General features: G+C 59.3%; 20 protein-coding genes and 1 riboswitch. Of the genes, 14 read left to right on the top strand and 6 right to left on the bottom strand.

Annotation, left to right across the window (positions count from 1 at the left end):
• Positions 1–266: 266 nt before the first annotated feature.
• A complete protein-coding gene (locus N688_RS07760) occupies positions 267–1400 on the top strand; it encodes a hypothetical protein (RefSeq protein WP_052888749.1) in 1134 nt (377 codons plus the stop codon).
• Between the two features lie 42 nt (positions 1401–1442).
• Here the strand turns inward: N688_RS07760 and N688_RS07755 are convergent, their stop codons facing one another.
• Together N688_RS07755 and N688_RS07750 are read right to left on the bottom strand one after the other, a co-directional pair.
• Positions 1443–2216, bottom strand: a complete 774-nt coding sequence (locus N688_RS07755) for a dienelactone hydrolase family protein (protein ID WP_052888748.1) — start codon at positions 2214–2216, stop codon at positions 1443–1445.
• A gap of 117 nt (positions 2217–2333) precedes the next feature.
• Positions 2334–3665 carry an MFS transporter gene (locus N688_RS07750; protein WP_052888747.1) on the bottom strand — a complete coding sequence of 444 codons (1332 nt, stop codon included), beginning with the start codon at positions 3663–3665 and terminating at the stop codon, positions 2334–2336.
• Between the two features lie 177 nt (positions 3666–3842).
• A riboswitch (Fluoride riboswitch) is annotated at positions 3843–3941 on the top strand.
• Between the two features lie 140 nt (positions 3942–4081).
• Here N688_RS07750 and N688_RS07745 point away from each other — a divergent pair.
• Complete coding sequence (locus tag N688_RS07745; RefSeq protein ID WP_052888746.1) at positions 4082–4666, top strand: cation:proton antiporter; 585 nt, start codon at positions 4082–4084, stop codon at positions 4664–4666.
• Between the two features lie 147 nt (positions 4667–4813).
• The gene (locus tag N688_RS07740) at positions 4814–5998 is read left to right on the top strand and encodes an MFS transporter (protein ID WP_052888745.1); all 1185 of its coding nucleotides are present in this window, start codon (positions 4814–4816) and stop codon (positions 5996–5998) included.
• Positions 5999–6076: 78 nt separating this feature from the next.
• Here the strand turns inward: N688_RS07740 and cobU are convergent, their stop codons facing one another.
• Complete coding sequence (gene cobU / locus N688_RS07735) at positions 6077–6724, bottom strand: bifunctional adenosylcobinamide kinase/adenosylcobinamide-phosphate guanylyltransferase (RefSeq protein ID WP_238321070.1); 648 nt, start codon at positions 6722–6724, stop codon at positions 6077–6079.
• 24 nt (positions 6725–6748) lie between these two features.
• Positions 6749–7600 carry an adenosylcobinamide-GDP ribazoletransferase gene (cobS, locus tag N688_RS07730; protein ID WP_052888744.1) on the bottom strand — a complete coding sequence of 284 codons (852 nt, stop codon included), beginning with the start codon at positions 7598–7600 and terminating at the stop codon, positions 6749–6751.
• A 426-nt stretch (positions 7601–8026) separates the two neighbouring features.
• On the opposite strand from cobS, the gene N688_RS07725 reads away from it, so the two are divergent.
• From N688_RS07725 to N688_RS07685, 9 genes are all read left to right on the top strand, one after another.
• Positions 8027–9361 carry an amino acid ABC transporter substrate-binding protein gene (locus N688_RS07725; protein ID WP_052888743.1) on the top strand — a complete coding sequence of 445 codons (1335 nt, stop codon included), beginning with the start codon at positions 8027–8029 and terminating at the stop codon, positions 9359–9361.
• Between the two features lie 158 nt (positions 9362–9519).
• Positions 9520–10392 carry a branched-chain amino acid ABC transporter permease gene (locus N688_RS07720; RefSeq protein WP_052888742.1) on the top strand — a complete coding sequence of 291 codons (873 nt, stop codon included), beginning with the start codon at positions 9520–9522 and terminating at the stop codon, positions 10390–10392.
• Between the two features lie 41 nt (positions 10393–10433).
• Entirely contained in the window at positions 10434–11513 is a 1080-nt protein-coding gene (locus N688_RS07715) for a branched-chain amino acid ABC transporter permease (protein ID WP_052888741.1), read from the top strand.
• Positions 11514–11550: 37 nt separating this feature from the next.
• Positions 11551–12333 carry an ABC transporter ATP-binding protein gene (locus N688_RS07710; RefSeq protein WP_081838631.1) on the top strand — a complete coding sequence of 261 codons (783 nt, stop codon included), beginning with the start codon at positions 11551–11553 and terminating at the stop codon, positions 12331–12333.
• A 50-nt stretch (positions 12334–12383) separates the two neighbouring features.
• Entirely contained in the window at positions 12384–13160 is a 777-nt protein-coding gene (locus N688_RS07705; protein WP_081839177.1) for an ABC transporter ATP-binding protein, read from the top strand.
• Positions 13161–13384: 224 nt separating this feature from the next.
• On the top strand, positions 13385–14476 hold the full coding sequence (locus N688_RS07700; RefSeq protein WP_052888740.1) for a LacI family DNA-binding transcriptional regulator: 1092 nt from the start codon (positions 13385–13387) through the stop codon (positions 14474–14476).
• Between the two features lie 510 nt (positions 14477–14986).
• Positions 14987–16408: a GH1 family beta-glucosidase gene (locus N688_RS07695; RefSeq protein WP_081838630.1), complete on the top strand. Its 1422-nt coding sequence runs from the start codon at positions 14987–14989 to the stop codon at positions 16406–16408.
• A 766-nt stretch (positions 16409–17174) separates the two neighbouring features.
• Complete coding sequence (locus N688_RS07690; RefSeq protein WP_156025341.1) at positions 17175–17801, top strand: hypothetical protein; 627 nt, start codon at positions 17175–17177, stop codon at positions 17799–17801.
• A 168-nt stretch (positions 17802–17969) separates the two neighbouring features.
• Positions 17970–18701: a metal-dependent transcriptional regulator gene (locus tag N688_RS07685; protein WP_052888738.1), complete on the top strand. Its 732-nt coding sequence runs from the start codon at positions 17970–17972 to the stop codon at positions 18699–18701.
• 56 nt (positions 18702–18757) lie between these two features.
• On the opposite strand, the gene N688_RS07680 is transcribed toward N688_RS07685, so the two are convergent.
• Together N688_RS07680 and N688_RS07675 are read right to left on the bottom strand one after the other, a co-directional pair.
• A complete protein-coding gene (locus N688_RS07680) occupies positions 18758–19801 on the bottom strand; it encodes a universal stress protein (protein WP_052888737.1) in 1044 nt (347 codons plus the stop codon).
• Positions 19802–19805: 4 nt separating this feature from the next.
• The gene (locus N688_RS07675) at positions 19806–21119 is read right to left on the bottom strand and encodes an Nramp family divalent metal transporter (protein WP_081838629.1); all 1314 of its coding nucleotides are present in this window, start codon (positions 21117–21119) and stop codon (positions 19806–19808) included.
• 462 nt (positions 21120–21581) lie between these two features.
• Here N688_RS07675 and N688_RS07670 point away from each other — a divergent pair, with 462 nt between their 5' ends.
• On the top strand, positions 21582–21803 hold the full coding sequence (locus N688_RS07670) for a hypothetical protein (protein ID WP_052888735.1): 222 nt from the start codon (positions 21582–21584) through the stop codon (positions 21801–21803).
• A 1006-nt stretch (positions 21804–22809) separates the two neighbouring features.
• Positions 22810–24291 carry a vWA domain-containing protein gene (locus N688_RS07660; RefSeq protein WP_052888733.1) on the top strand — a complete coding sequence of 494 codons (1482 nt, stop codon included), beginning with the start codon at positions 22810–22812 and terminating at the stop codon, positions 24289–24291.
• Positions 24292–24519 lie beyond the last annotated feature (228 nt).

Here is a 24519-nt window from a genome sequence, read left to right as displayed (position 1 = left end):
CTTGTGCACTGTACAATGATGTATTCCTGATAGTACACTCTACACCAGTAGTGCCTTTCCCCTTGACGCCAATGTTAGGCCATGCTAATATCTGAGTTGCCTACTCTGATTTGGGATCGTTCCTTGCACCGCCGCAAGGGAAGTGCGCTTCTCCCTCTCAGGTGGTGTGTGGCTGGTGGAGGTGGATCTCCCCTCTCCACTCCAGGGCGACTCCCACTCCGAGGTAGCTCTCTCTTGGTCTCTATTTCGAGCAAAGGACAAGATAGATGAGCGATTTCTGCTTTGGCATTGAACACGAGGTGGCTTTTCTCGACCACAATGGACGCTTTGTGGATTTCGTTTCAACTTCCTACAGCCAGCTTCAGGCCGTGATCGATGAGCTGCCGCTCTATCCCGGCGATGAGCAGCAGCTACGCATCGGCGATGCCGGTATCCGTCTCAAGCGCTGGTACCTTGAAGCACTAGAGCGCCTCAGCCCTCAAGGCGAGTGGCTGACCTGCCTTCCTAAGGGGATAGAAATCAGGACGACCATTCATCCTGACATCCAGAGTACTATCCAAGAGCTAGAGGAGAGCTTCGCCCTGCTTTGCCAGGTGGCTGCTCGTCATGGCTTCACTCCCGTCTTGACGAGCTACAACCCCTACCAGACTTGCCTCATTCTCGATCCTCCGCTCAATGCCTATGAGTGGCGCTTGCTTGATCGTTCGCCAGAAGATCGCACCGCTCTCAGCACCTTCCTGACCTATGGTCCCGACCTGAGTTTGTCATGCGCCAGCTGGTCGACAGCGGTGTTGATTGATCGGGGGCGCAAACTGACTTATTATAGTCCCTACATTGTGCCTTTTAGCTTCAGTTCCCCCTTTTACGAGGGCAAGCTCTGGGAAGGCCTCTCGGTGCGTACCTTTCTCCGGACCGGTCAGCGCCCGGCAGCCCTGGTCTTCATTGCCGATGAAACTCAGCTGCTCTACAGCAGCCCCTCGCTGACAAAGCTGGCGCGTATTCCGGCAGAGATCGGGAGGCTGGAGTTTAAAGCCTGCGATAGCTGTGGAGACTTCTCGCTCTATGCCGCCCTGCTGGCCCTCCTTCAGGGCCTGACCCTCGATGATACCTTGCCCGGTCGGGCCATCGTACCCGATGCTAGCCTTCATCAGCGCGCGGCCTTGCGCGGATTTGAGGACGAGGAGATTTTTGCGGGAGCGCAGCAGCTGCTGACCGCCGCTGCACGAGCTTTGGATAAGGAGGGGAGTCGCTCGTTGCTGGACCCGCTCTTCACACTTCTTGAGCGGCGTCAGACACCTGCTCACCAGATGATCGCGCGCTACCGCCAGACGGGTAGCTTGAAGGAGGCGCTGCGCTTCCCCTACCTGGCTTCACAGGGGACAGCCTGCGAAACCAACTAGGGAAGCGTAGCGCTGCTATGCAGTTCTCTGAGGGGAGAGGACCTAGGTACGGCTGCGACTATGGGCAGCAATGAAGTCGCGAACGCGCTGCCAGGCATCGGCACAGGCTTCAGCATATTCGCTGTAGCGACGGTCAAAGAAGCTATGAGGTGCCCCTTCATAGATGTGAATTTGGTGCTCAAGACCTCGCTGGCGCAGTTTTTCTTCTAGCTCGTGAACCTGGCTGACAGGTATACCCTGATCAGCTCCTCCAAAGAGACCGAGCAGCGGATACGCTAGTTGATCGGCCCGCTCCAGAGCTGTACCACCGCCCGCAAGAGGTCGGCTCAGCCCTGCATAAAAGGCCACCAGGCCGGCAAAGCCGAAGGAGCGATCACAGCCCGAGAGGATCGTTAAACTACCCCCCATGCAGAAGCCAACAGGGAAGGTCGCTCCCTCGGCGCTGGCATGGCTACGCAGGTAGTCAAGAGCCGCCCTCACGTCTAGAAAGAAGTTCTCTAATTTGAGTTGCTGGACATGGGGCCAGAATTCAAAGGAATCGTCGCGCGCTGTTAATCCCGCAGTTCTCCCAAAATAGTCGAGCGCGATGGCAGCGATTCCTATGTCGGCAAAGCGCAGCGCTAGCTCTTTGTAGAACTGATGCAAGCCACGGACATCAGGATAGATGATTACCTGCGCTCCCGTAGGGGCCGCAGGACGGGCAAAGTAGGCTGCAAAGCGGTTGCCATCTGCGGCAGTGAGAACCAGGTCTTCTCCCCGGGCTTGCCCATCCGCACCGTCTGGCACGGGTGGACGGGCATTGTCGTCGTAGCACATGGCGTGAGTGGCCTCCCTTGCTAATCTCTGTTTCCTTGTCTTCCCTGATGATAGCGCATCGCGCAAGATTTGCAATGGGTCTTCATTCAACCGGGCAACAAGCAGGGCAACAATGGGCTAGGAGGTGGCTGGCGGCTTCCGCTCATCCTGGTCGGCGCCACTTCGTACGGCCAGGCCGATCCGGCTTTGCTCAGCAGCACGAGGGACCTCTCGATCTGGATGGCGCTCAGGCAGCAAAGCCCCCAGGATCACCAGCAGCAGACAGGCGATGAGGACGGGAAGAAAGGCAAGAGCTGGTAGCCCGAAGTGGTCCCAGAGGGCTCCGCCAATGAGCGGCCCAATGAAGGCCACTGCATAGGTGAGCGAGAGGGTCATGCCGGTCAGGCGAGCAACTTCACCAGGCGAGGCCAGCAAGGCGGGCAGCGCAACCCCGAGGGTGAAGACGAGAGCCGAGCCAGCGCCAATGAGGGCCGCCCAGATGACTCCCAGCCCGGCAGGCGAGAGGAGCCAGCCAATAAGCGAGATCGCACAGACTATGCCAGCCCCAATAAAGGGCCAGCGCCTCCCCGCCAGTCGCTGGGCGAAGAGGGTGACCACTAGGCTCGATGGCAACTGGGCAGTGTTGAACACACCTAGCACCAGGGGTGTGGCCGCTGCTCGCTGAAGGGCCGCGTTATAGGGGGCAATCCAGGCATTCATGCCGAAATAGATCAGGCTTCCTCCACCAAGTAAGATGCCCAGATGCCAGGCATTGACATGCCGCTCTGGCTTTGCTCTTGCAGGATGAGTCTCTCTTTCCCGCAGAGACCGCTGGGCTGTGGCCAGCGTCGGGAGCTGGCCGCTCGCTGTGCGTGGCGCGAGCACCAGCCAGGCCAGAAGCAGGATGAGCGCAGGCACTCCCCAGAAAATAAAGGTGGCTCGCCAGTTGCCAGCACCAAAGAAGCGCTGCATCAGGGGAACAGTTAGTCCAGCGGCCAGCGCTTCCCCGATGATCAGGCCGTCGCTAAAGAGGGCCGTTACTAGACCAACAGAGCGCGGGAACCAGTGACGCGCCAGGGGCGGGACAGCTGTCTGAGCAAGCACAATACCAAGACAGAGCAGCAGGGTAAAGCAGAAGAGCGTCACCGCCGACGGCCACAAGGCCCGCAGGATCGCCCCTAGACCAAGCAGAAGCAGGCCAAGGGCGACGCAGGTCCGCTCTCCGAGACGCTCGATGACCAGGCCAAGCGACCAGGCACTGACGCCAAGAGTCAGTGGCGGGAGCGCCGTCAACAGGCCCACTTCGAAATAAGAGAGCGCCAGATCGTGCTGCACCAGTGGGAGTACTGGAGGGACTCCCAGGATGATGGATCGGAGATTAAACCCAACCAGGGTAAGCAGGCCACAGCAGAGAATCATGCCCCAGTTGGAGATGGGGCGGATCTCTGCATCAGCTGATGCCTGTTTCAATGCTCTGCTCCAGAGATGAGGTTTGAGGGGAAAGGGAGGCGAAGCTTGCCTCCATCATGAGCGGCTGCCCTTTCATTATAGGCTGCCTGCCCCCCAGATCGCAAATCTTCCCCAGCTTCTTGCAAGCTATGGTATAATTACTAAAGCAGTTGAGAGAACAAGCAGCTGCATGCAACGTATGGGAAAGGCGATGGAGTCCGCCGCGCCACCTGACTTGCGCTGAGCGAGCGAAGTGGCGAAACCGCAGCCAGCACTGCTGATGGCTCCTGATTTACGCCTGGAGGCGCAAATCAGGGGTTTTTTGTCTCTCCCGTCAGAGAGGCCTCTTCCCCACTCTTTTCTTCCTCTGTCTGCGTCTCCCAGGCCCTGTCTGTTTGCCAGCAATCACTGGTTCTGTGCCAATCAGGAGGAGAAGAGTGTCGGAAAACCTGTGGTTCATCGCGGCTATCTGGATGGCGCTGGCTCTCTCAGCCAGCTTGATCTCGATTCGCACGGGCCTCGCTGTTGCCCTGGTGGAAATCGTTCTGGGGGTCATCGGTGGCAATAGCCACCTGCTCTACTCGACGGCCTGGAGCGACTTTCTGGCAAGCCTCGGCTCGGTCTTGCTGACCTTCCTGGCAGGAGCGGAAATCGAGCCGGCGGTTTTTCGTCGCCATCTCTGGCCCAGTCTGCTTATCGGCTGCGCTTCGTTTATGGCACCCTTCGCCGGGGCTTGCGCCTTCACGTTGTTGATCAGCCACTGGAGCTGGCGAGCCTCAGAGCTGGCCGGGATAGCTCTCTCAACGACGTCCGTAGCCGTGGTGTACGCGGTGATGGTCGAGACGGGCCTCAATCGACGCGAGATTGGCAAGCTCATTCTGGCAGCCTGTTTTGTGACTGACCTGGGAACAGTGCTGGCCTTGGGACTACTCTTCGCCGGCTTCTCGCTCTGGATGCTGGCCTTGGACCACCAGGATCAGAAGAGAGACAAGGAGTCTTTCCCCCTCTCCCTGTGTGGGTGAATGAACGCATAGAATAAGGAGCAGAGGCACGGCGGTGGTCACTTTCCCCAACTACCGCCGTGCCCTGAGCCAGAAGAGCTCGTTTTGACAACGACCGGTTATTCTCACCCCGTGAACCGCCGAGGAGACAGGGGAGAAAGGTTGATTATGAATAGCCTGACGCTCAAAAGAGCGGCCTTTCGCTTTGTGCTGTTGATCGGTCTGTTGAGCTTCTTTGCGGACTTCACCTATGAAGGAGCCCGGGGCATCCTCGGTCCCTATCTGGCGCTGCTCGGGGCTGGGGCCGCCTTGATTGGGGCCGTAACCGGGCTGGGTGAGCTACTTGGTTACGGGCTGCGCCTCGTCTCTGGTCCTCTGAGCGATCGCACTGGTAAATACTGGCCGGTGACAATTGTGGGCTATGTGGTACAGATGGTCTCGGTCCCTCTGCTGGCTGTAGCGGGTAGCTGGCCATTGGCCGCTTTATTGATCATTCTCGAACGCGCCGGCAAGGCGATCCGCAATCCGCCGCGAGATGTCATGCTGTCGCAGGCTGCCCACGAGATGGGCTATGGCTGGGCCTTTGGTTTTCACGAGGCCCTCGATCAGTTTGGGGCCTTGCTGGGACCACTCGCTGTAGCTGCGGTACTGGCCTGGCAGGGGAACTACCGCCTGGCCTTTGCTTCGCTGGCGGTCAGTGCTGCCTTAACTTTGCTGCTTCTCTTGTTGGCTCGTCTGCTCTACCCCCGCCCTCACGAGCTGGCCCCCGCCCCCCAGGTGGCTACCCCCCAAGCGCTGCCAGCTACGTACTGGGTCTATCTGGTCGGGGCCGTTCTGGTGGCCGCCGGGTTCGTCGATTTCCCTCTGATAGCCTATCATTTCGCCCGTGTCTCCAGCGTGCCCTCCACGCTGGTCCCAGTCTTCTATGCCATTGCAATGGGAAGTAGCGGCTTAGGCTCGCTCCTGTGTGGACGACTCTTCGATCGTCTGGGGATGGGCATTCTGATTCCTTTGACAGTTCTGGCAGCTTTGTTTGCACCGCTGGTTTTCCTGGGGGGCTTCTGGCTGGCACTGCTCGGGGTGGTCGTCTGGGGCCTCGGCATGGGTGTCCACGAGTCGCTTATTCCCGCCGCCGTGGCCTTAATGGTACCTGGTCAACGCCGTGCCTCCGCCTATGGCATCTTCACCGCCGGCTATGGTATCTGCTGGTTCCTGGGCAGCGCCCTGATCGGTTTGCTCTACAGCGTGGCGCTGCCGCTCGCTATCACCTTCTGCTTGCTGGCCGAGCTGCTGGCCATCCCTTTCTTCCTCATCGCCAGTCGCCAGTTGCAGCGGGCTGCCCGGCCAGCCTGAGCCTGCTTCAGTGCCGCTGCCGACTCGACTCTCCTTCATCCAGCTACCAGCTATCCTACCAGCCAGCGAGAGACAAGGCTAGAGGCCAGGCCGGTCATTGTCGAGGATGGCCTCTAGCCCTTCGGCCTGCCAGCGCTTGAGGTCAAGGGGAAGGCCGGCGATGAGGAAATAGGCCCGCACGGCGGCCCGGGCCAGGCGCTGATTGACCAGTCCTAGCAGGTCGCGGTAACCTCGTCCCAGGGGAGAGAGCGGCACGATGCCTAATCCCACTTCGTTAGAGACGACGATGAGCTGTTGATCAGATCGTAGGGCGCGTGCCGCCTGCAGAAGGCGCTCAACTTCTCCCAGGACCTGGGCCTCTCGTTCGGGACTGATCACCGCCATCTCTGGCTCTGCTTGCTCATGGGCTTGCAACAGGTTGCTCAGCCAAAGCGTTAGACAATCCAGTAGCAGAACATCAGCAACACTGGCTGCTTGCAGGATAGCCCGGTCCAGTCGTAGCGGCTCTTCAAAGGTATACCAGTCGCCAGGACGCTCGGCTCGATGTCGACGAATTCGCTCGGCCATCTCCTGATCGCTCACGGTCGCTGTGGCAATAAAAGCCACAGGCCGCCTGCTGGCTGCCGCCAAACGCAGAGCAAAGCGGCTCTTGCCGCTGCGTGCCCCTCCCAGGACAAATGTCAGCTGCGCGATGACGGCTTCAGATCCAGTCTCTTCTCTGTTCACGTGGAACACGCTCCTTACCTTCGTCTAAAGAGAAACATGCATCAGGAGGAAGAGTAGCAAGGCACAAACTTCGCAGATTTCACCGAAGGCCCCACAAATGTCGCCCGTGAGACCGCCGAGTGAGCGGGTCACAGCCAGGCCCAGGCCAACGATGAGAAGATTGCTCAGCAACCAGACAAAGAGACCGATGAGATGAGCGAAGAGGAGGGCAATGAGCACAGTACCGAGGCCAGCCAGAAGGAGACGACGCAGGGTCACTGCCTGATGAAAAGCGGCCCCCAGACCATCGGGACGCGCCGCCGGGAAGAGGCCGCCAGCCAGCACCATCGCCCAACGCCCAAGGGTCGGCGCAACCAGGAGAGCCGCTAGCAAACTCCAGAAGGGGAGACTGGCTAAAATAGCGAAACGCAGCAATAACAGCGTAAATGCACCCAGAACCCCAAAACTACCAACACGGCTATCATGCATGATTTCCAGACGACGCTCGCGCCCAATACCCCCAAAGAGACCATCACAACTGTCCATGACCCCATCGAGGTGCAGGCCCCCCGTGAGCATGATCTCGGCCACGACCAGCAGGGCCGCCAGTACAAGGGCGGGAACGTGGGGGGCGAACAAGGTAGCGAGCAAACAGAGAATGGCACCAAGTAGCAGGCCGACGAGGGGGTAATAGAGGCTCCCTACGATCAGCGCGGCACTTTCCTCTTTACTGCCTGCTAATAAGCGCCGTCCAGGTAACGGCAAGATGGTCAGAAAGAGAACTGCCGCAACAAGCTCAGCATATTGATTGCGGCAGAAGCGACCCAGCCGGGTCCACGGTCGCCAGCTGGCCTGTAAGGCCAGGCCGGACCGCGACTCATCGGAGTGCGTGTGCATACCATTCCTCCTCTTCGCTTGCAGGCAGCATTGGCTAATCTCAGACTTTACACAGCCAGTCGAGCGTAGATAAGCAGCTAAACGCTTAACGCTAGCCTGTTACCAGTTTACCGCTCCCTGTCTGACCTATTATAATAGAAATTGTTCAATCTATTTAACCAGCGCAGCGATGCACTGCAGAGATGGACAGGCAGTGAAGCGAAGCAAAGGGGACAGCGTTCATGCCAGGCGTTGCCGTTGGCAGGCAGCCCTGGAAGGGGTAGTCAGGCAAGGATTGACTGACCGTGCTGTGCGACTGCCTCATCGCCTGACCCATCTCGTGCTCTCCGCGCCCCGCCTCGGGCCAGGCGCAGCGCCAGTCATCTTGTCAGGCCGGTGCTGACAGCTCCAGCGCCACCTGGAGAACCCAACGATGGGGGAGAAGCCATGACTCGCCTTTTCAGCTACCTCCACCTCCCGCGGCGCCATCTTGCGCACACGGGACACAACTCGACCTTTCAGTCCCGCAGCAACGCGGCGCGCTCGCCGCTGCCGACAGCTCTTCTCTCGCTACTTCTCGCTCTCTTCTGCTCGATAGGACTGCTGGCCTGCGGTGGGACAGCGAGCAGTAGCAATACCTTGCTCTTTGGGGCCCCGATTTCGCTCACGGGGTCCACAGCGACCGAAGGCCATCTTACTCTGGAAGGCTACCAGCTTTGGGTGAAAGAGGTCAATGCCCACGGCGGCATTAAAGTGGGGAACACCACCTACCAGGTCGCTCTCAAGTACTATGATGACGGGAGTAGTCCCACCAGGAGCGCTCAGCTTACCCAGCAATTGATTACTGCTGACAAGGTCAATTTCCTCCTCGGCCCCTACGGCACATCGGCCACCCTGCAGGACGAAGCCATCGCTGAACGCTACAAGATCCCTATGGTCGAAGCCAACGGCGCCGCCAAAGCGATTTTCTCCCGCGGCTTCCACTATATTTTCGGTGTGCTCAGCCCGGCCTCGGAGTACGCTAAGGTGATGCTGGAAGCAGCCCTGAGCCTGCCCACCCCCCCGAAGACCGTGGCCATCATTTCGGCCAATGACTCCTTCTCTGAGGAGGTGGCTACTGCCGCCCGCGACTTCGCCCGCAGCCAGGGCATGGAGGTCGTTTACTACCAGACCTATCCATCAGGGGCCACTGACCTGACAGGAGTACTGACAGCCCTGAAAACTTCAGCCCACGGCGGTGTCCCCGACATGCTGCTTGGCTCGGGCCATGAAAGCGAAGCCGTAACGACCATGAAGGAGTGCAAGCAACTCAATATCAACGCCAAACTCTATGCCTTCACGGTCGGCCCTGCTACCCCTGACTTTACCACTTCGCTCGGGCCCGATGCCAACTACGTTCTGGGGTCTTCGCAGTGGACTCCCCAGGAGCACTACCAGGGTATCGACTTCTTTGGGACTCCAGCCAACTATGAGCGGATCTACAAGCAGACCTTCGGTCATGAACCCTCCTATCAGTCTGCTGAGTCCACCGCCGCTGGCCTGGCCTTCCAGTACGCGCTCCAGAATGCTGGTTCGATCGATCCTCAAAAGGTACGCGACGCCCTGGCCCGGCTCAATATTATGACCTTCTATGGTGTCATTCGTTTCGATGCCACTGGAGCCAATACGTTTAAGCCGATGGCCACCATCCAGATCCAGAATGGCCAGGTAGTGACCGTCTACCCGAAGGAGGTCGCTAACGCACAGCTGCTCTACCCAACCCCTCCTTTCTCTCAGCGCTAGCATGCCGCCGTAGTGCCTCAGCTCGCCCTCGCTCTTAGCCAAGCGAGCAGGCTGCCCCTGGCCCACCGCTACCAGCCAATGAGGGGCAAAGCGATGCTGGTTCTAGCTGTCGGAAGCCTGCCTGTGCGCAGGCTTCCCTTTCACAGAGAGGTACTGCAATGCTGATTGTGCAGGTGATTGTGAACTGGCTGCTGTTGGGCAGTCTCTACGCCGCGGTAGCCTTGGGCTTTTCGCTGGTGTGGGGGATCATGAATATCGTCAATCTCGCCCACGGCGCTTTCATTCTGGTCGGGGCCTATGCTGCCTACTGGGCCTTTACGCAGCTGCACATCGATCCTTTTCTCGGCCTCCCTTTGACCATGCTGCTGCTCTTCTGCCTGGGCTGGATCGTGCAATATGTGGCGATTAATCGCGTTATTCGTGCACCTTTTCTGATGACGTTCCTGCTCACCTTCGGCCTCGATCTGCTCATCGCCGATGTGGTACAGCTCCTGTTCACTAGCGATCGACGCTCGATTAATACTGCGTACAGTGGCTTCGGTCTGACGCTGGGGACCCTGCATATTCCTTTTGATCGTCTGCTGGCTGCTCTGATTGCCGTGCTACTGACAGCCGCCCTGAGCCTCTTTCTGCAACGTACTCGCACAGGGAACGCTATTCTGGCCACCGGCATGGATCGCGATGCGGCACGCCTGATGGGCATCCGCATTGACCGCATCTACGCGCTGACCTTTGGCCTTGGGGCGGCCCTGGCCGGCGCAGCAGGGGCTATGCTGGTTGAGCTGTACCCCTTTGACCCGTCACAAGGGGGCGTTTTCACGCTGCGAGCCTTCGTCATCGTCGTGCTCGGGGGCTTGGGCACCCCTTGGGGCGCCCTGGCTGGCGGCCTGGTCTTCGGCCTGGCCGAAACGGTTGTGCCTTTGCTCCCAGGCATCGGCCCCGGCTATGACGACGCCATCGCCTTTGCCCTGATGGTCCTGGTACTGATTATCCGTCCGCGCGGTATTCTGGGCAAGGCGTTCTATGCCTGAACGACGATCCCGGTGAGCCAAAGGCAAGAAGGAGAGAGACAATGTCTGGACCCCGGCGTAAGCCTTCAACGTCGCCCACCGCTACCTCTGAGCCAACTGCTGAGCAGCGGCCAGCCCAGCCAAAATCAGGCACTCGCTGGCTCTGGTCGCTGCTGACGGGCTTGATCATCCTGGCTCTGGCAGCCCTGATTCCACTGAGCGGCGACGCCGCTACGCTCCATACCTGGACCTTGATTGTGATGTTCGCCGCCCTTGCCCAAAGTTGGAATTTTCTGGGCGGCTTCACCGGCTATGCCTCTTTTGGGAACGTTTTCTTCTTCGGCGTTGGCGCCTATAGCACTGGCTTGCTGGTGCTGGCTGGCCGTCCATTCTGGCTCGGACTCGCGGCCGGAGCCGGAATTGCTGGTTTGCTCGCTTTTCTACTCGGTTTACCCGTTCTTCGCTTAAGAGGACACTATTTCGCTATTGCTACGTTAGGGATCGCCGAAGCTACGCGCGAGCTCGTCGCCATTCGCAACCTTGGTGGCAGCGGCGGCGAGGTCGAGCTGCCTCTGCCAGCGCTCTCTGATACCGCCTTTTACTTTCTTTTCTGGTTGCTAGCTCTGGCATGTTTCCTGCTGGCTGCTTATCTGGCGCGCAGCAAACCCGGCTATGCGCTGATCGCCATTCGCGAGAGCGAAGAGACCGCCGAGGCAATGGGTATTCCAACTTACTGGTATAAGATAGGGGCCTTTGTGCTCAGCGCTGTGCCCACGGCGCTCGCAGGCGGCCTCTACGCCTACTGGTCGACCGGCTTTGACCCGCCGACAGTCTTTGATGTTGGCATTTCAGTAGAGATGGTCCTCCTGACCGTCCTCGGTGGAGCAGGCACCCTGCTCGGTCCCCTCATCAGCGCCATTCTCTTCGAGCTGCTCTCGTTCCAGTTTCAAATCAGTGGCTCGGCATTCCACAACTCGCTGCTGGGCCTGACGATTGCCATTGTCACCATCTTCATTCCCCAGGGCCTGGTGGGCCTTGTGCAGGAATTTTTCCGCCCGCTGGCCCCTGGAGTAAGCCGCCGGCAGTTGCTGGTAGAAGGAGTGCGACGTGTCCGACGTGTTATCGCCGCCAACGGCGTCTGAGCTAGCAGGCACAGGAAGGCAGCAGGAGCCGCAGCCATTGCTAGAGCTGCGGGGCGTGTGCAAGTTCTTCGACGGACTCCCCGCCGTCAAGCAGCTCGATTTTGCCGTTCGGCGCGGGGAGATTGTAGGCATTATTGGCCCCAATGGCGCCGGCAAGACCACCATGATCGGCCTGATCAGCGGCTCGCTCTCCCTGAGCAGCGGACAGATTCGCTACCGCGGTCAGGATATCAGTCGCCAGCCTCCTCACCGACGGGCTTCTTTAGGTATTGCCCGCACCTTTCAGGTAACTCAGCCGTTCAAGGGCCTGAGCGTGCACGAAAACGTGATGATCGGCGCCCTCTTCGGACGCCGTGGCCTCAAACAGAGGGCTGCGCGCGAGGCCGCCGAGGCGGTACTGGAGCGCGTCGGCCTGGCGGCCAAAGCCCATTTCCGGGCGGATCAGCTCACGGTCGCCGATCGCAAGCGGCTGGAGCTGGCCCGTGCACTCGCACTAGAGCCAGAGCTGCTGCTGCTCGACGAGGTTATGGCCGGCCTGACACCTACCGAGGTGGAACAAGCGATCACGCTGATTCGCGCCATCCACGCTAGCGGGGTAACTGTGCTGGTCATTGAGCACGTGATGCAGGCGATCATGGGCCTGTCACAGCGCATCATGGTTTTGCACCAGGGCAGCAAGATCGCTGAGGGTCCTCCAGAACAGGTGCTAACAGATCAGCGCGTCATCGAAGCGTACCTGGGCGAGCGCTACGCCCGTGAGCAGCAGACTCGCCTGGGCGCAGCGCGCTCGGTCTCCCAAAAGGATGAGAAGGAGGAGTAGGGATGCAGCCACCTGAGCCACGGTCGAGACCAGGTACTGCGAGCACTCACATGGACTCCGCTTCTAGACAGCTCACAGCAGCGCTCAATTCGGACCAGAAGCACGAGACAGCACTGCTGGAAGTGGAACATCTGGAGAGCGGTTACGATGAAACGCGCGTGCTGTGGGATATCTCGCTGGAAGTGCACCGCGGCGAACTGGTGGCCCTGGTCGGCGCCAACGGCGCTGGAAAGTCGACCTTGCTGGCCACCCTCTCGGGCCTCTTACCAGCCTGGATAGGCCACGTTCGCTTCGCTGGATACGATATTACCCACCGACGAGCTGAGGAGATCGTCCGGCTGGGCCTGAGCCATGTCCCCCAGGGCCGGCGCCTCTTCAGTGCACTGACTGTGGAGGAAAATCTTTTGCTCGGGGCCTATACCCGGCGCGCCGGCTCACAGCAGGCCATCAAACAGGAGCTGGAGGAAGTCTATACGCTCCTGCCCAAGCTCCGAGAGCGCCGCCGCCAATTGGCTGGCTCGCTCTCGGGCGGCGAGCAACAGATGTGCGCCATTGGCCGCGGCTTGATGAGCCACCCTGAGCTGTTGCTGATCGATGAGCTTTCACTGGGCCTGGCCCCCCAGGTTGTGGATGATCTGCTTAGCGCGCTCGACGCCATCCATCGCGAGAAGGGGCTGAGCCTTTTGCTGGTCGAACAAGACGTGCAAATTGCCCTTGAGCGAGCTGATCGCGCTTATGTCATTGAAAACGGCCACATTGTCCTGGAAGGAACAGGTAGCGCACTACTGCAAAACGAGCGCGTGCGCACTGCCTATTTGGGAGCCTGAGCGCCAGAGTAGCTCGCTTCTGACGCTCTCTCAGCCCGCCCGCCTTCAGGCAGTGACGCTGGCGTAGCGTTGTCCTCTTGACATGAAAGCGGTTTCATATTATGCTTACGTAGAAGGCAATGAAACCGCTTTCATCCTGAAAGCCATGAGAAGGTGGCGATGGAAGGCATTGAAGAGCGGGTAGAGGGTATGCCTCTGAATGCAGCAGGGAGGGAGTAGGCAGCATGAAGCCGAAGGTGACGATTGAGGATATTGCCCGGCTGGCAGGTGTATCGAAGGCCACAGTTTCGCGTGTTCTCAACGAGCGCAGTAATGTGAAGGCAGAGACTCGCGAGCGAGTGCTGCGTATCATGCAAGAACAGGGTTTTGTACCCAGCCTGGCAGCAGCGGGGCTGGCCGGAGGAAGGAGTCGCCTGGTAGGCGTGTTGGCTCCGCCTTTAACGCAGCCGACTGTTCCTGAGATACTGCGCGGCGTGGCCGAAGCGATCGAGCACACCGACTATGAGATTGTGCTCTACAGCACGAATGCCGGCCAGAGTCCGACGACGATTGTCAACCGCATTTTGGCGCTGGGACTGACCTCCTGCCTGCTGGTCATTCAACCAGGACCGTTAACCCCGCGCCTGCTGCAGCTCGCCTCTCAGGGCTTGCCGGTGGTTGTGATCGACGACCAGGGACCTTCGCCGGAGCTCCCGTCGGTCGGCATTGACAACTGCGTCAGTGCCTATCAGGCCACTCTGCACCTGATTCGCCTCGGCTACCGGCGCATTGCTCACCTGCAAGGTCCCGCCGAATTTCGCTGCGCACAGGAGCGCTACCAGGGCTATCGCCAGGCCCTCGATGATGCTGGCCTTCCCTTTGATCCTGCCCTTGTCTTCAACGGCACCTTCGAGACGAGCAGTGGGCGAACTTGCGCTGCCGCGCTGGCCGCGCTACCACCTGCGGCGCGCCCCGAGGCTCTCTTCATCGCCAATGATCAGATGGCCTTCGGCTTCTTGAGTGCTGCTGAGGCCCTGGGCCTGCGCATTCCGCAGGATCTTGCTGTCGTTGGCTTCGATGATATTCCCCTCTCGGCGCATGTGAGGCCAACATTGACTACCATCAAGCAACCATTCTATGAGATGGGGCGTAACGCAGTCGAGCTGCTGCTCTCACTGCTGCACGGGCAGTCATTGCAGCCCACCACCGGCGCGGAGGGTGGATATCAGCCTCCTATCCGTATCCAGCTTCCCACTCGCCTGGTCATTCGCGAGTCGTGCGGAGCATTGACTTTGCATCGTCGTCAGGAACAAGAGCATTCTCTGAGCGATGAGTGAGTGAGTGAGTGAGTGAGTAAGTAAGTGAGTAAGTAAGCGAGCAGCGAGAGGGCAACGGCAGCTCTCCGGTGCTTCTTTGATCCGCTTATTACCCCTTCAGCTTAGTAGGGACGCTTCTTCTCGCCTGGAAAGCAGACATGGATGTGAGTTTGACAGGCAGGGATGCCGCAGGGGTAATCGCCAATCACTAACCGATGGGGCGACTGCGCTTGCGGTCGCCCCATCCTTATTCAAACTTCGTCTGCTTCCTTGCGGCACCGGAGCCAGGGAGAAGCATTCATCAGCCTCGGTCAGCCCGGGCCTGGGCGCGGGCAAGCCGAGTTTCCATGCAATATACCACAATGGAGAATGTAACGATCTCCATCTGTTTGACGTCCTATCAGCAGCATCGGGGGGGAGACAGAGACACTACCTATGGCAGCCACAGCGATTCAGCCGGTCGCAGCCCGGCCAGAACTGTCCTATTCCAGGAAGCGGCTCCTCGCCGCTCCATCTGAACAAGGAGGATTAATGGGTCAACCAGCGCGTACAGCACCTGCTATGCAACAGCATCCAGACGCTCTGGAGGTCAGCGCCAGTTTCCCGTCTGATTTCCTCTGGGGAGTGGCCACCTCGGCTTATCAGATTGAGGGGGCGGCCTACGAGGATGGACGTGGCCCTTCTATCTGGGACGCTTTCTCAGGGACACCTGGCAAGACCTACCAGGGCGACACCGGTGATATCGCCGCTGATCACTATCACCGTATGGAGGAGGATGTCGCTCTGATGGCCCGTTTGGGCATCGGAGCGTATCGCTTCTCGATCTCCTGGCCGCGGGTGCTTCCCCAGGGCAAAGGTCCCGTCAACAGCCGTGGCCTTGATTTCTATGAGCGCCTTGTTGATTGTCTGCTCTCTCACAAGATCACGCCGCTGATTACGCTGTTCCATTGGGATCTGCCCCTGGCGCTCCAGACAGATGGTGGCTGGCTTCACCGCGAGACGGCCCTGGCCTTTGCCGACTATGCAGAGATTGTGGCCCGTCGCCTGGGCGACCGCGTACGCTGGTGGGCAACGCTCAATGAACCCTGGTGCAGTGCCTATCTTGGTCATGGCTCTGGTGAGCACGCTCCGGGCCTGCGCGACCTCCAGGCCGCTATCACCGCCGGTCACCATTTGCTGCTGGCCCATGCCCTGGCCCTGCCACGCCTGCGCGCCCATACTCGCAGCGACGCTCAGCTGGGCATTGTTTTGAACTTCACACCCGTTTATCCAGCCGATGAGCGGCCCGAGACTCAGGAAATCGCGCGGCAGGCCGATGTCTTCCATAATCGCTGGTTCATCGAGCCTCTCTATTGCGCCCGCTACCCTGAAGCGCTCTTCTCGGCTCTGCAGGTCCAACCTCCAACGATGGAGCCCACTGACCTGGAGCTGATTGCTACTCCCTTTGATTTCCTGGGGGTCAATTACTATACCCGCCTGCTGGTACGCGCTAACGCTCCGGCCACCGGTGAGCCGATCTCTGCTCGCCTGGCCCAGGCAACACTGGCCCCGGTCCCCGGTTCCGGCTATACGGAAATGGGCTGGGAGGTCTATCCTTCCGGTTTAAAGGACTTGCTGCTGCGCCTTCAACAGGACTATCAACCAAAGGCAATGGTGGTCACCGAGAATGGGGCCGCTTTTCATGATGAATGGGATGGCAACGAGCATATCCACGATGGTTGTCGGGTTGCCTACCTGAGCCAGCATATCCAGGCCCTGGGCGAAGCCCTGGCCGCAGGGGCTGCTGTGCGCGGCTACTTTGTCTGGTCGCTGTTGGATAACTTCGAGTGGGCTTTCGGCTACAGCAAGCGCTTCGGCATCATCTATGTGGACTACCCCACTCAACGGCGCATTGTCAAGGATAGCGGCTACTGGTATGCTTCCTTCATCGCCGCCCGCCGCCCCCACTCCTGATGAAAGGGCAAGGCAGGTGCTGAGCCAGAGCAGGCGGCCAAACAGCCGGTCGCTCCGCTCTGGCTCACCGCAAAGCCCGAGCTGCCCTCGGGCTAGCCCTCACTTCCTCTCCATCTGGCTGCTCAGCGTATGGCCTCCCTCCCTCTCGAACCATAGCAGTATAGCAGACGCGAGCACCAGGCTGAACGGTTGTAAGCGATAAAATCAGGAGGGAGCAGCCTTTTGTTCTCGCTCGCCATTGCCTTTTCCCCACGGTCAGATTAGAATGAAAAAGTAGCTCTCCCAGGCAGTAAAGCGGATACCCGAACCACAGGGATCTATTGTCTGCCTTGGCTGGCCGGGAGGCTAGAAGGTCAGACGCTGATCGATAGGAGGGAGGCACCTGTGGAGCCAGGCGCTCTGTCCAGGGAGGGCCTATCTCTCTTGTTTTTCCCTATCTGCACCGGCCCCCGGTGGCCGCCACGAAAGAGAGGGAAGAGAACCAACACGTTCCCTGGCTGCGGCGAGCGTTGAACCAGACAGAATTGACGCCATGCTTGCGGTTCCGTCTGGTAGCGCAGCGACCGCCGACGCCAGTGCCTGCAGGGGGTCAGGCTATGTGGCGTGCTGGTTTCTGGCGTTTGAAATTTGGGGAGGGCGCGGCCCTCATCTCTGCCGCGTAAGAAGTGCGATGAAAAGATGTTGTCCCAGCTGTGGTCGTGAGAATGATACGGCAAGTAGTTTCTGCGCCTTTTGCGGCAGTACCCTGGCAGAGGCGTACACCGATTTGACTGAGCTGCTGCCACAAGAAGAGCAGGCAGGCTATGCGAATGTCCGGCTCCCACTCGCCTCGGATCTGCCTAATCCCCTGGACGAGCGGCAGTACAGGTCTTTGACACCTCTGCTTGCTTCACCAGAGATTGCAGTCCCCTCCTATTCATTGGAAGGGGCGACCTTTGATCCTTATGCACAGGGAGCGAGAGAAGAGACGCCAGGACCGTATCCTCTCTCTGGGGCACTGCCTGTCCCCTTCGCATCAGAGCAGCAGCAACGGCGTCGGGGCTGGGGCGAGAGTCTGGTCAGCACCTTACTCTACCTGTGGGGGGCCTTTCTCGCCTTTTTCGGCGTGGCCGGCCTCTGCTTCTCGATGCCCTCGATAGTGATGGGCACCCTCATACTGGGAGTCGGCGCCTGCGAGCTGGTAATTCTCCCCTTCGTATTGCTCCTTCATCGCTATCCCCATCTGCGTCTGGGTAAACGTCTATTGGCCGAGGGCCTGACCCTGCTCATCGGCATCCCTCTTCTGCTCCTGGCTGCAGCCCTGGATGGCATCGCTGAATCCCTGGCCTACTATGCTCTGGGCCTGGTGTGTCTTCTCTACGGGGTGGTGACAATGGTGCTGGCTTTCTGGTAAGAAAAGCTCTGAGATCTGGGCGGTAGACCGCGCAACGGCGCGCCTCCACCGGCCCGGCCAACTGTTGCCCATCCTTGCCAGGCGGCCTCTCGCCATACCTTGCTTACATGCTGAAGATGTGATATAGATTTCCTGCATTAGAAATTTCAGAGATCGGGATATGAGCGCATGGATGAACCGATACAGGCACTGGCTCCGCGCGTCAGCGATTGCTTGAAGGTCATCTACACCATGCAGGAGCGCGGCCAAAAAGTCTCAACCTCGGCGGTGAGCGAGCGTCTAGGGGTCAGCGACGCCACCGTGACCTTGCTCTTCAAAGAGTTTGCCAAGGCCGGCTGGGTCCAGCATACCCCTTACCGGGGGGTCTGTCTGACCCCGCTAGGAGAGCGCAAAGCGAAAGAGGTCATTCGCCATCATCGGCTGCTAGAGCTGTATCTGGCGCGCGAACTGGGCTATAGCTGGGACAAAGTGCACGAGGAGGCCGATCGCCTGGAGCACGTAATCTCAGAAGAGTTCGAGGAGCGGCTCGACGCTCTCCTCGGCTACCCAACCGTTGACCCCCACGGGGACCCCATTCCCAGTAAGGAAGGGGTCATTGCCCAGCGCCCAGGCCAGCCCTTATTGCAGGTGCCTGAAGGACAAACGGCCCGTATTCTGCGCGTCAACGATCAAGATGCGGCCAAACTGCGCTATCTGGGACAGATGGGCCTGTATCCAGAAGTGCAAGTGCGTGTGATTGAGCGGGTACCCTTCGGTGGGCCGCTGCGCATCCTCGTTGGCGAGGAGAGCCAGGCCGCTGAGCACTTGCTGAGCGCCGAACTGGCGGAACAGATTACGGTGAGCCTTCAGGAAGACGAGGACGATTCAACGGACTGCCTCCAGCCCAGCCTCTCATCTTGAATGGAGGTAGCAGCCAGGCCGGGGCGCTGGCTGGCCGTCAGCCATGAACGTTGCCGTCACAGGCTTGTGGCGCGCACCAGCAGCAGCGGCACGCTCACGCGCCCTACGAGGCGTGGGGCCACACTGCCGCTCAGCAGTGCATCAAGGCCGGCCCGACCGTGGCTGGCCAGAACAACCAGATCTATCTCCTGGCGCTCAAGCAGTTTGACAACCTCCAGCACAGTCTCTCCTCGCAAGATTTCCCCCTGAGCCCTGACCCCCTGCTTTTGACACTGCTCGACAATCTGCTGTAGATAGGAGCGTGCCCCCTGTTCAGCCAGGTCAAGGACAGCACGCATAGTGGCAGGCAACATGGTACCTGAGACTGCCGCCTCTCCCACTAAGGTTGTGAGCGTCGGAATCACAAAGACAAGGCAGAGCCCGGCTGCAAAAGCGCGCGCCAGAGCAATGGCCGCCGGCAGCGCCGGCTCGTGTTCCGGGGTCCCATCAAGAGGCACCAGCACGCGCCTTAGCTTGAAAGACGGCGCGCTTCCATCCTTGCGCGGCTGGACTAGCCAGATAGGGCAGGGACCTCGCTGCAATACCTGCTGGGCAATGCTGCCGAAGAGAAGATCACGTACGCCTCCATTGCCATGTGTGCACATGACTACGAGATCGCTTTCTAACTCCTGCACATGTTCCACAATGCCCCGCGTAACGCTCTGCTCCCGATTCTCGTGGACATGCACAGCAACCGCCAGATCTTCCAGGCGCAGACGCGCAGCTACCTCCTCAAGGTAGATCCCTGCCTCGGCAAGGTCGCGTAGATGCCGTTCACCATGTACCTGAGACGGCGGATGTTGCTCCAGAATATGCAGGAGCACGATCTCGCCTTGATAGCGCTGGGCCAGAGCCGTTGCACTCGGGAGCACAGCCTCGGCCAGACGCGAGCCATCTAAAGGAACGAGTAGTCTTAGCCTGCCGCTCTTCCCTGCAAAGACTTTGTCACACTCGCTCCCCAGGTCCGGCCCGGCACCTTGCTCAACACCTTCCTCCGCTCCTCGCTTGATGGCCGGCTGCCGACTGCTATCGTTTTCTCCTTTCTCACTAACAAGCAACATTCTCTTAGCCTCCTGTCAAGACCTGATACAAGAGAAAGACATTGAGAGCTATAATCAGCCCGGCAACCAACCAGGCGAGAACGGTCGTCAGCCGGCTGTTGACTAATACCCCCATGATATCACGACGCTGCGTAAAGAGTATCAGTGGCACAAGAGCAAAAGGGATGCCAAAGCTGAGCACCACCTGGCTGATGACTAACGTTCTCGTCGGTTCCAGGCCGAGCATGATCACGAGTAGAGATGGCAGCATGGTCACGAGACGCCGCACCCAGACGGGAATCTGGCGGTGGAGAAAGCCTTGCATAATGACTTGGCCCGACATTGTGCCTACGGTCGAGGATGAAAGCCCCGAAATGAGGAGGGAAATGGCAAAAACCCAACTGGCGGCGCTCCCTAGGAGAGGCTGCAAGGTTCGATAGGCCTCTTCGAGCGTGCCAACCTGGCGCAGTCCAGCCTGAAAAAAGGTTCCGGCAGCCATAATGAGCATGGCCGCATTGACAAAGCCAGCAATGCCCATTGCGATCATAACATCGAGCAGCTCATAGCGGAAGAGGCGCTTGAGACGCACAGGGTCACGGACGACGATCCGCCCCTGGGTGAGGGCCGAATGCAGATAGATGACATGGGGCATGACGGTGGCCCCCAGGATGCCCGAGGCCAGGAGAATGCTCTCGGGACCGGCAAATTGCGGCACGAGGGCATGATAGGCAATGGTCCCCCAGGCAGGCCGCACCAGGATGGTCTCGATGACGTAACAAAGCGCGATGACACCCACTAGCGCACTAATGACCGCTTCCAAGGGGCGAAATCCGTAGCGCTCTAGCCCCAGGATCAGGAAGGTGACAATGGCGGTCAGTAGGCCACCAAGCAGGAGGGGAATGTGAAAGAGGAGCTGAAAACCTACGGCGGCCCCGAGGAATTCAGCAAGATCGGTGGCCATCGCTACGATTTCAGCCAGAAGCCACATGGCCCATACAATAGGACGCGGGAAATAGGTGCGACACATCTCGGGCAGATTCAGCCCGGTGGCAATTCCTAGCTTGGCAGAGAGGGCCTGAATGAGCATGGCCATCAGGTTACTGGCAACGATCACCCACAGCAGCAGGTAGCCGAAGCTGGCCCCTCCCTGAATATTGGTCGAGAAGTTGCCAGGGTCAATATAGGCTACGCTGGCAATGAAGGCCGGCCCCAAAAAAGGAAGAACTCGACGCAGCAGACCACGCCTGGTCTGGCCACTCAGAACTTCGTTGGCCGCCCTCACTGTCCCCCGGCTCTCTCCCCCTCCGTTGACTGCGATTTTCGAGGACTCGGACCGCATAAAAATCTGCTCCTATGACGTTCTCTTGATCGGTAGATCGCGTTGACCACTTCACGGACTTGACTGACAGGACTGACAGAGCCTGCCCGCCCCTAACCAGGCAGACTCACGCTCCTGCCACCGCCTACGTTGAGGGCCTGGCCCTGGTCCTGCTCCGTCCGCTCTTTGCCCAGAATTTTTATATTTTTAAAACTAATTTTTCCTTCTCTTAAAAGAGAAGTATACGCCCCAAGGTAACCGCTGTCAAGAGAAGACAAAAGCCTGGGCAGAAGAACCGCGAGAGGCTGCGCAGGAATTTGGTAGCTCGCTCGAAATTCGTCAGCCAACCCCCTTGACAAACATAAGAAAAGCGAGTATATTACTCCCAGAAGTAGTGACTGACATTTCACAAAGAGTTAGCGATTAGTCTCATTCCAGTTCTCGCTCGGCTCGCCAGCAGGGCGACCAGGGAGGTGAGCGCTTATGGCTCAGCAGTCAAGTGTGACGACCCTGCACCTGCGTTACGATGGTCGCAGCGAAGAGCTACCCCTGGCGCAACTGGGTCTGAACGGGCAGGCTTCGGACGCGGAGATCAAGAAGGCTCTGGCGCAGCACCTTGATATCGCGAGCGAGTGGCTTGCCTCTCATGTGGTGGTACGCACGAGACAGGCGATTATCGTGCGCCCGGAGGCCCTCTACGGCTGATTGGCCTTGCGGCCCGCTCTTTCGGCCTCTGCCGCTGTATCAGCGTTTAGCAGGTTTGCACTCCTATCTGAGACGCACTCTCACCGATGGAGCCTACAAACCAGCTCTGACGGTCTACCCGCTCCTACTACTCTCGCGGGTAGAAACACGAGCGGCTCCTTCAACTCGTGCGTCTCAGCCTGATCCCCTCAGAACAGTTTGGATCTGGACGGTATTTGTTCTGAGACGTGCCCCGACGCAAAGAGCGTACAAACACTCTATAGGTCATGCCCGCGGAGCTTGATCGCCAATGTTTTGGAAGCTCTTTGGACTTGCGCGTCTCAGGCTTAGTTCCTCTCACGCGCTTGCTGATGAGGTACGCCAATCACCGTGCTTTGCGCTATTTCCAGGCTGGAACCTGCCCTGACCGAGCGAGCATCCACGCCGGTCACGGGGTCGAATCCCTACAGCCTTCTCAGGCTGTAGCTCAGTGGGAGAGCCACCCTCTCAACTCGCGCGTTCCAGTCTGACCTGTACACCAGCCCGCCTGAGCCTGGTGCACCTGCCTGGCGGTAGGAGCGGCCCCTCGCATCCAAGCCCTGCTATGTCAGAGGCTGTGGTCCTGTCGCTCCCTTTCCGCTGTAACTGTCACGTAGTAAGTGCTATTTCATCTGAACGCGCTCTGACCGAGCGAGCGTACATACTCTTTGGTATATCCACCCTTTGGGTGGAAGCGGGTTCGAATCCCGTCAGCGCGACCTTGCAGCGCTGTCGTTATAAGGGCGTGAAAGCTCTCTCAACTTGCGCGTTCTGAGACCTGGTGCTCGGGGATAGCCATCCCCGGGCACTGGGTTTCTTTCTATTGGGCACATTCCCTGGGCCTGCCTTCTTGTAGAGCGCTATTAGAGCGCTATCAGGGCAGGATCATCACGCGACGCGAGGCTTACAGGTGTAACAGCCAGCCTGCCCGTCCGTCTGCTCGCCTCTGGCATTTTCTGTACTCTATGAAAGAGGGGATGATCACATCATGACTCAGTTTCGCTCTAGGCAAGAGCAGGATGCGCGAGTGCAGATCTTGAATTCATTTTTGAGCACACCGCACGGTAAGCTGGAAGGTCTGGCGTCGCTGCATCGTGATGCGCTGGAACGCGACCCGCTCTTTTACGGTCACCTGGCTCCGTGGTACTTCGAGCACGGCGAGGTGCGCGATCACAAGGTGCTCTTTGTGGCTCACCTGGCGACCAGCGCCTACCCGGAGTTTCGCGGAGCCGCCTGGGTGCTGCTGCAGCAGCTGGCCCCTTATGAGGTGGCGCGCGTGCTCGACCATACGAAGCAGGTGATCGGTAAGACTCCGCGCTCGCTGCGCAGCGCCATCCAGCACTACTTGCGGACGCGCGAGGCGAATCCACGTCAGCTCGACAGGGCCGCTCTCCGCGCTCGCTCAGCTCTGAAGCACCTGTACGCTAGCCTGCGCCTTAAGCCCGGACCACGGGCCCAGGCTCTGCTCTTCGACGAGCAGCCTCCAGCTGATAGCCCCCAGGCGCTGCTGAAGCAGCTGGCCAGGGCAGAGAGCGCAGAGGAGCAGGCTCGCCTGATCATCGAGGGGAGCATCCCGTATACTACGGCCATCGGGGCTGTGCGCACCATCACTCCAGCATTGCTTGTGGCGCTGATCAATGCAATGTCTCCCCAGGAGGTTATTAATGCCCTGGCCTCGCTGAAGCGCCGCGGAGCTTTCGATCACCCAGAGGTCAAGGCCCTGATCGACCAGAAGTTGGCCCTGGCCAGCAGCGATCAGCGTGTCTCAACGATGAAGGTCAAGAAGGCCATCGAGGCCGCTCAGCCCGATGAGGCAACCACCCGCAGTCTGCTGCACGTCGCCGATGAGCGCGTGGCCAACAAGGTGGTGATTAGACGACCAACAGCGCTCTTTATCGACAAGAGCGGATCTATGACGTCAGCTATCGAGCTGGCCAAGCAGTTGGCCGCTCTGATCAGCGCTGTCATCGAGGCTCCTTTCTACGTCTATGCTTTCGACCTGGCTGCTTTCTCCATCGAGCCGCCAGCGAGAAAGCGGCGCCCAAGGCTGAGTGACTGGGAGCAGGCTTTTAAGTTTGTGCGAGCTGACGGCGGCACCAGTATTGGTGCTCCGCTGGCCAAGATGACCCGTGAGCAGGTGTATGTCGAGCAGATTCTGGTAGTTACCGATTGTGGCGAGAATACTCCTCCGCTCTTCCACACGGCCTGGCAGGAGTATCGCCGGGCGCTGGGCATTGGTCCGTCAGTGATTCTGGTTGTTGTCGGGGAGTACGGGGAGCACTTTGAGAGGCAACTGATAGAAGCCGGTATCGAGGTAACGAGCTACCATTTCACCGGCGATTATTATAGTCTGCCCAATCTGCTCCCTCTGCTGGCATTGCCAACGCGCGCCGAGCTGGTCGACGAAATCATGGCCTATCCTTTGCCACAGCGGCCACTCTCTTCAACACAGGCGGTCACTCAAGCGTGAGTGGCTACTGTTGCATGGCGACCCTGCTCTGGTAGTGGTCACGCTCCTGCGCTACCTGCCAGCTCTTAGCGGAGCGCACGCAGGAGCGTGATCCCGCCCTTCTTTGGGCCTTCTCTGCCATTGACTGCCAGCGCTATCATGCTCCTAGAGGAGCCTGAGCTGAGTGCTGCCAGTTCGTCTGCCTGGCTGTCCTGCCTGTCCCCCACCTGGGCAGGCACCCATTCGGAA

The organism is Thermogemmatispora carboxidivorans (genome assembly GCF_000702505.1).
In the GTDB taxonomy this organism is placed as follows: domain Bacteria; phylum Chloroflexota; class Ktedonobacteria; order Ktedonobacterales; family Ktedonobacteraceae; genus Thermogemmatispora; species Thermogemmatispora carboxidivorans.
This window is presented reverse-complemented; position numbering and strand designations above follow the sequence as displayed.

Bases quoted from the DNA above. Each gene is read 5' to 3' on its own strand.
- N688_RS07760 (WP_052888749.1), top strand. From the start codon at position 267: ATGAGCGATTTCTGCTTTGGCATTGAACACGAGGTGGCTTTTCTCGAC.
- N688_RS07755 (WP_052888748.1), bottom strand. From the start codon at position 2,216: ATGTGCTACGACGACAATGCCCGTCCACCCGTGCCAGACGGTGCGGAT.
- N688_RS07740 (WP_052888745.1), top strand. From the start codon at position 4,814: ATGAATAGCCTGACGCTCAAAAGAGCGGCCTTTCGCTTTGTGCTGTTG.
- cobS (WP_052888744.1), bottom strand. From the start codon at position 7,600: ATGCACACGCACTCCGATGAGTCGCGGTCCGGCCTGGCCTTACAGGCC.
- N688_RS07725 (WP_052888743.1), top strand. From the start codon at position 8,027: ATGACTCGCCTTTTCAGCTACCTCCACCTCCCGCGGCGCCATCTTGCG.
- N688_RS07720 (WP_052888742.1), top strand. From the start codon at position 9,520: ATGCTGATTGTGCAGGTGATTGTGAACTGGCTGCTGTTGGGCAGTCTC.
- N688_RS07715 (WP_052888741.1), top strand. From the start codon at position 10,434: ATGTCTGGACCCCGGCGTAAGCCTTCAACGTCGCCCACCGCTACCTCT.
- N688_RS07705 (WP_081839177.1), top strand. From the start codon at position 12,384: ATGGACTCCGCTTCTAGACAGCTCACAGCAGCGCTCAATTCGGACCAG.
- N688_RS07700 (WP_052888740.1), top strand. From the start codon at position 13,385: ATGAAGCCGAAGGTGACGATTGAGGATATTGCCCGGCTGGCAGGTGTA.
- N688_RS07695 (WP_081838630.1), top strand. From the start codon at position 14,987: ATGGGTCAACCAGCGCGTACAGCACCTGCTATGCAACAGCATCCAGAC.
- N688_RS07685 (WP_052888738.1), top strand. From the start codon at position 17,970: ATGGATGAACCGATACAGGCACTGGCTCCGCGCGTCAGCGATTGCTTG.
- N688_RS07680 (WP_052888737.1), bottom strand. From the start codon at position 19,801: ATGTTGCTTGTTAGTGAGAAAGGAGAAAACGATAGCAGTCGGCAGCCG.
- N688_RS07675 (WP_081838629.1), bottom strand. From the start codon at position 21,119: ATGCGGTCCGAGTCCTCGAAAATCGCAGTCAACGGAGGGGGAGAGAGC.
- N688_RS07670 (WP_052888735.1), top strand. From the start codon at position 21,582: ATGGCTCAGCAGTCAAGTGTGACGACCCTGCACCTGCGTTACGATGGT.
- N688_RS07660 (WP_052888733.1), top strand. From the start codon at position 22,810: ATGACTCAGTTTCGCTCTAGGCAAGAGCAGGATGCGCGAGTGCAGATC.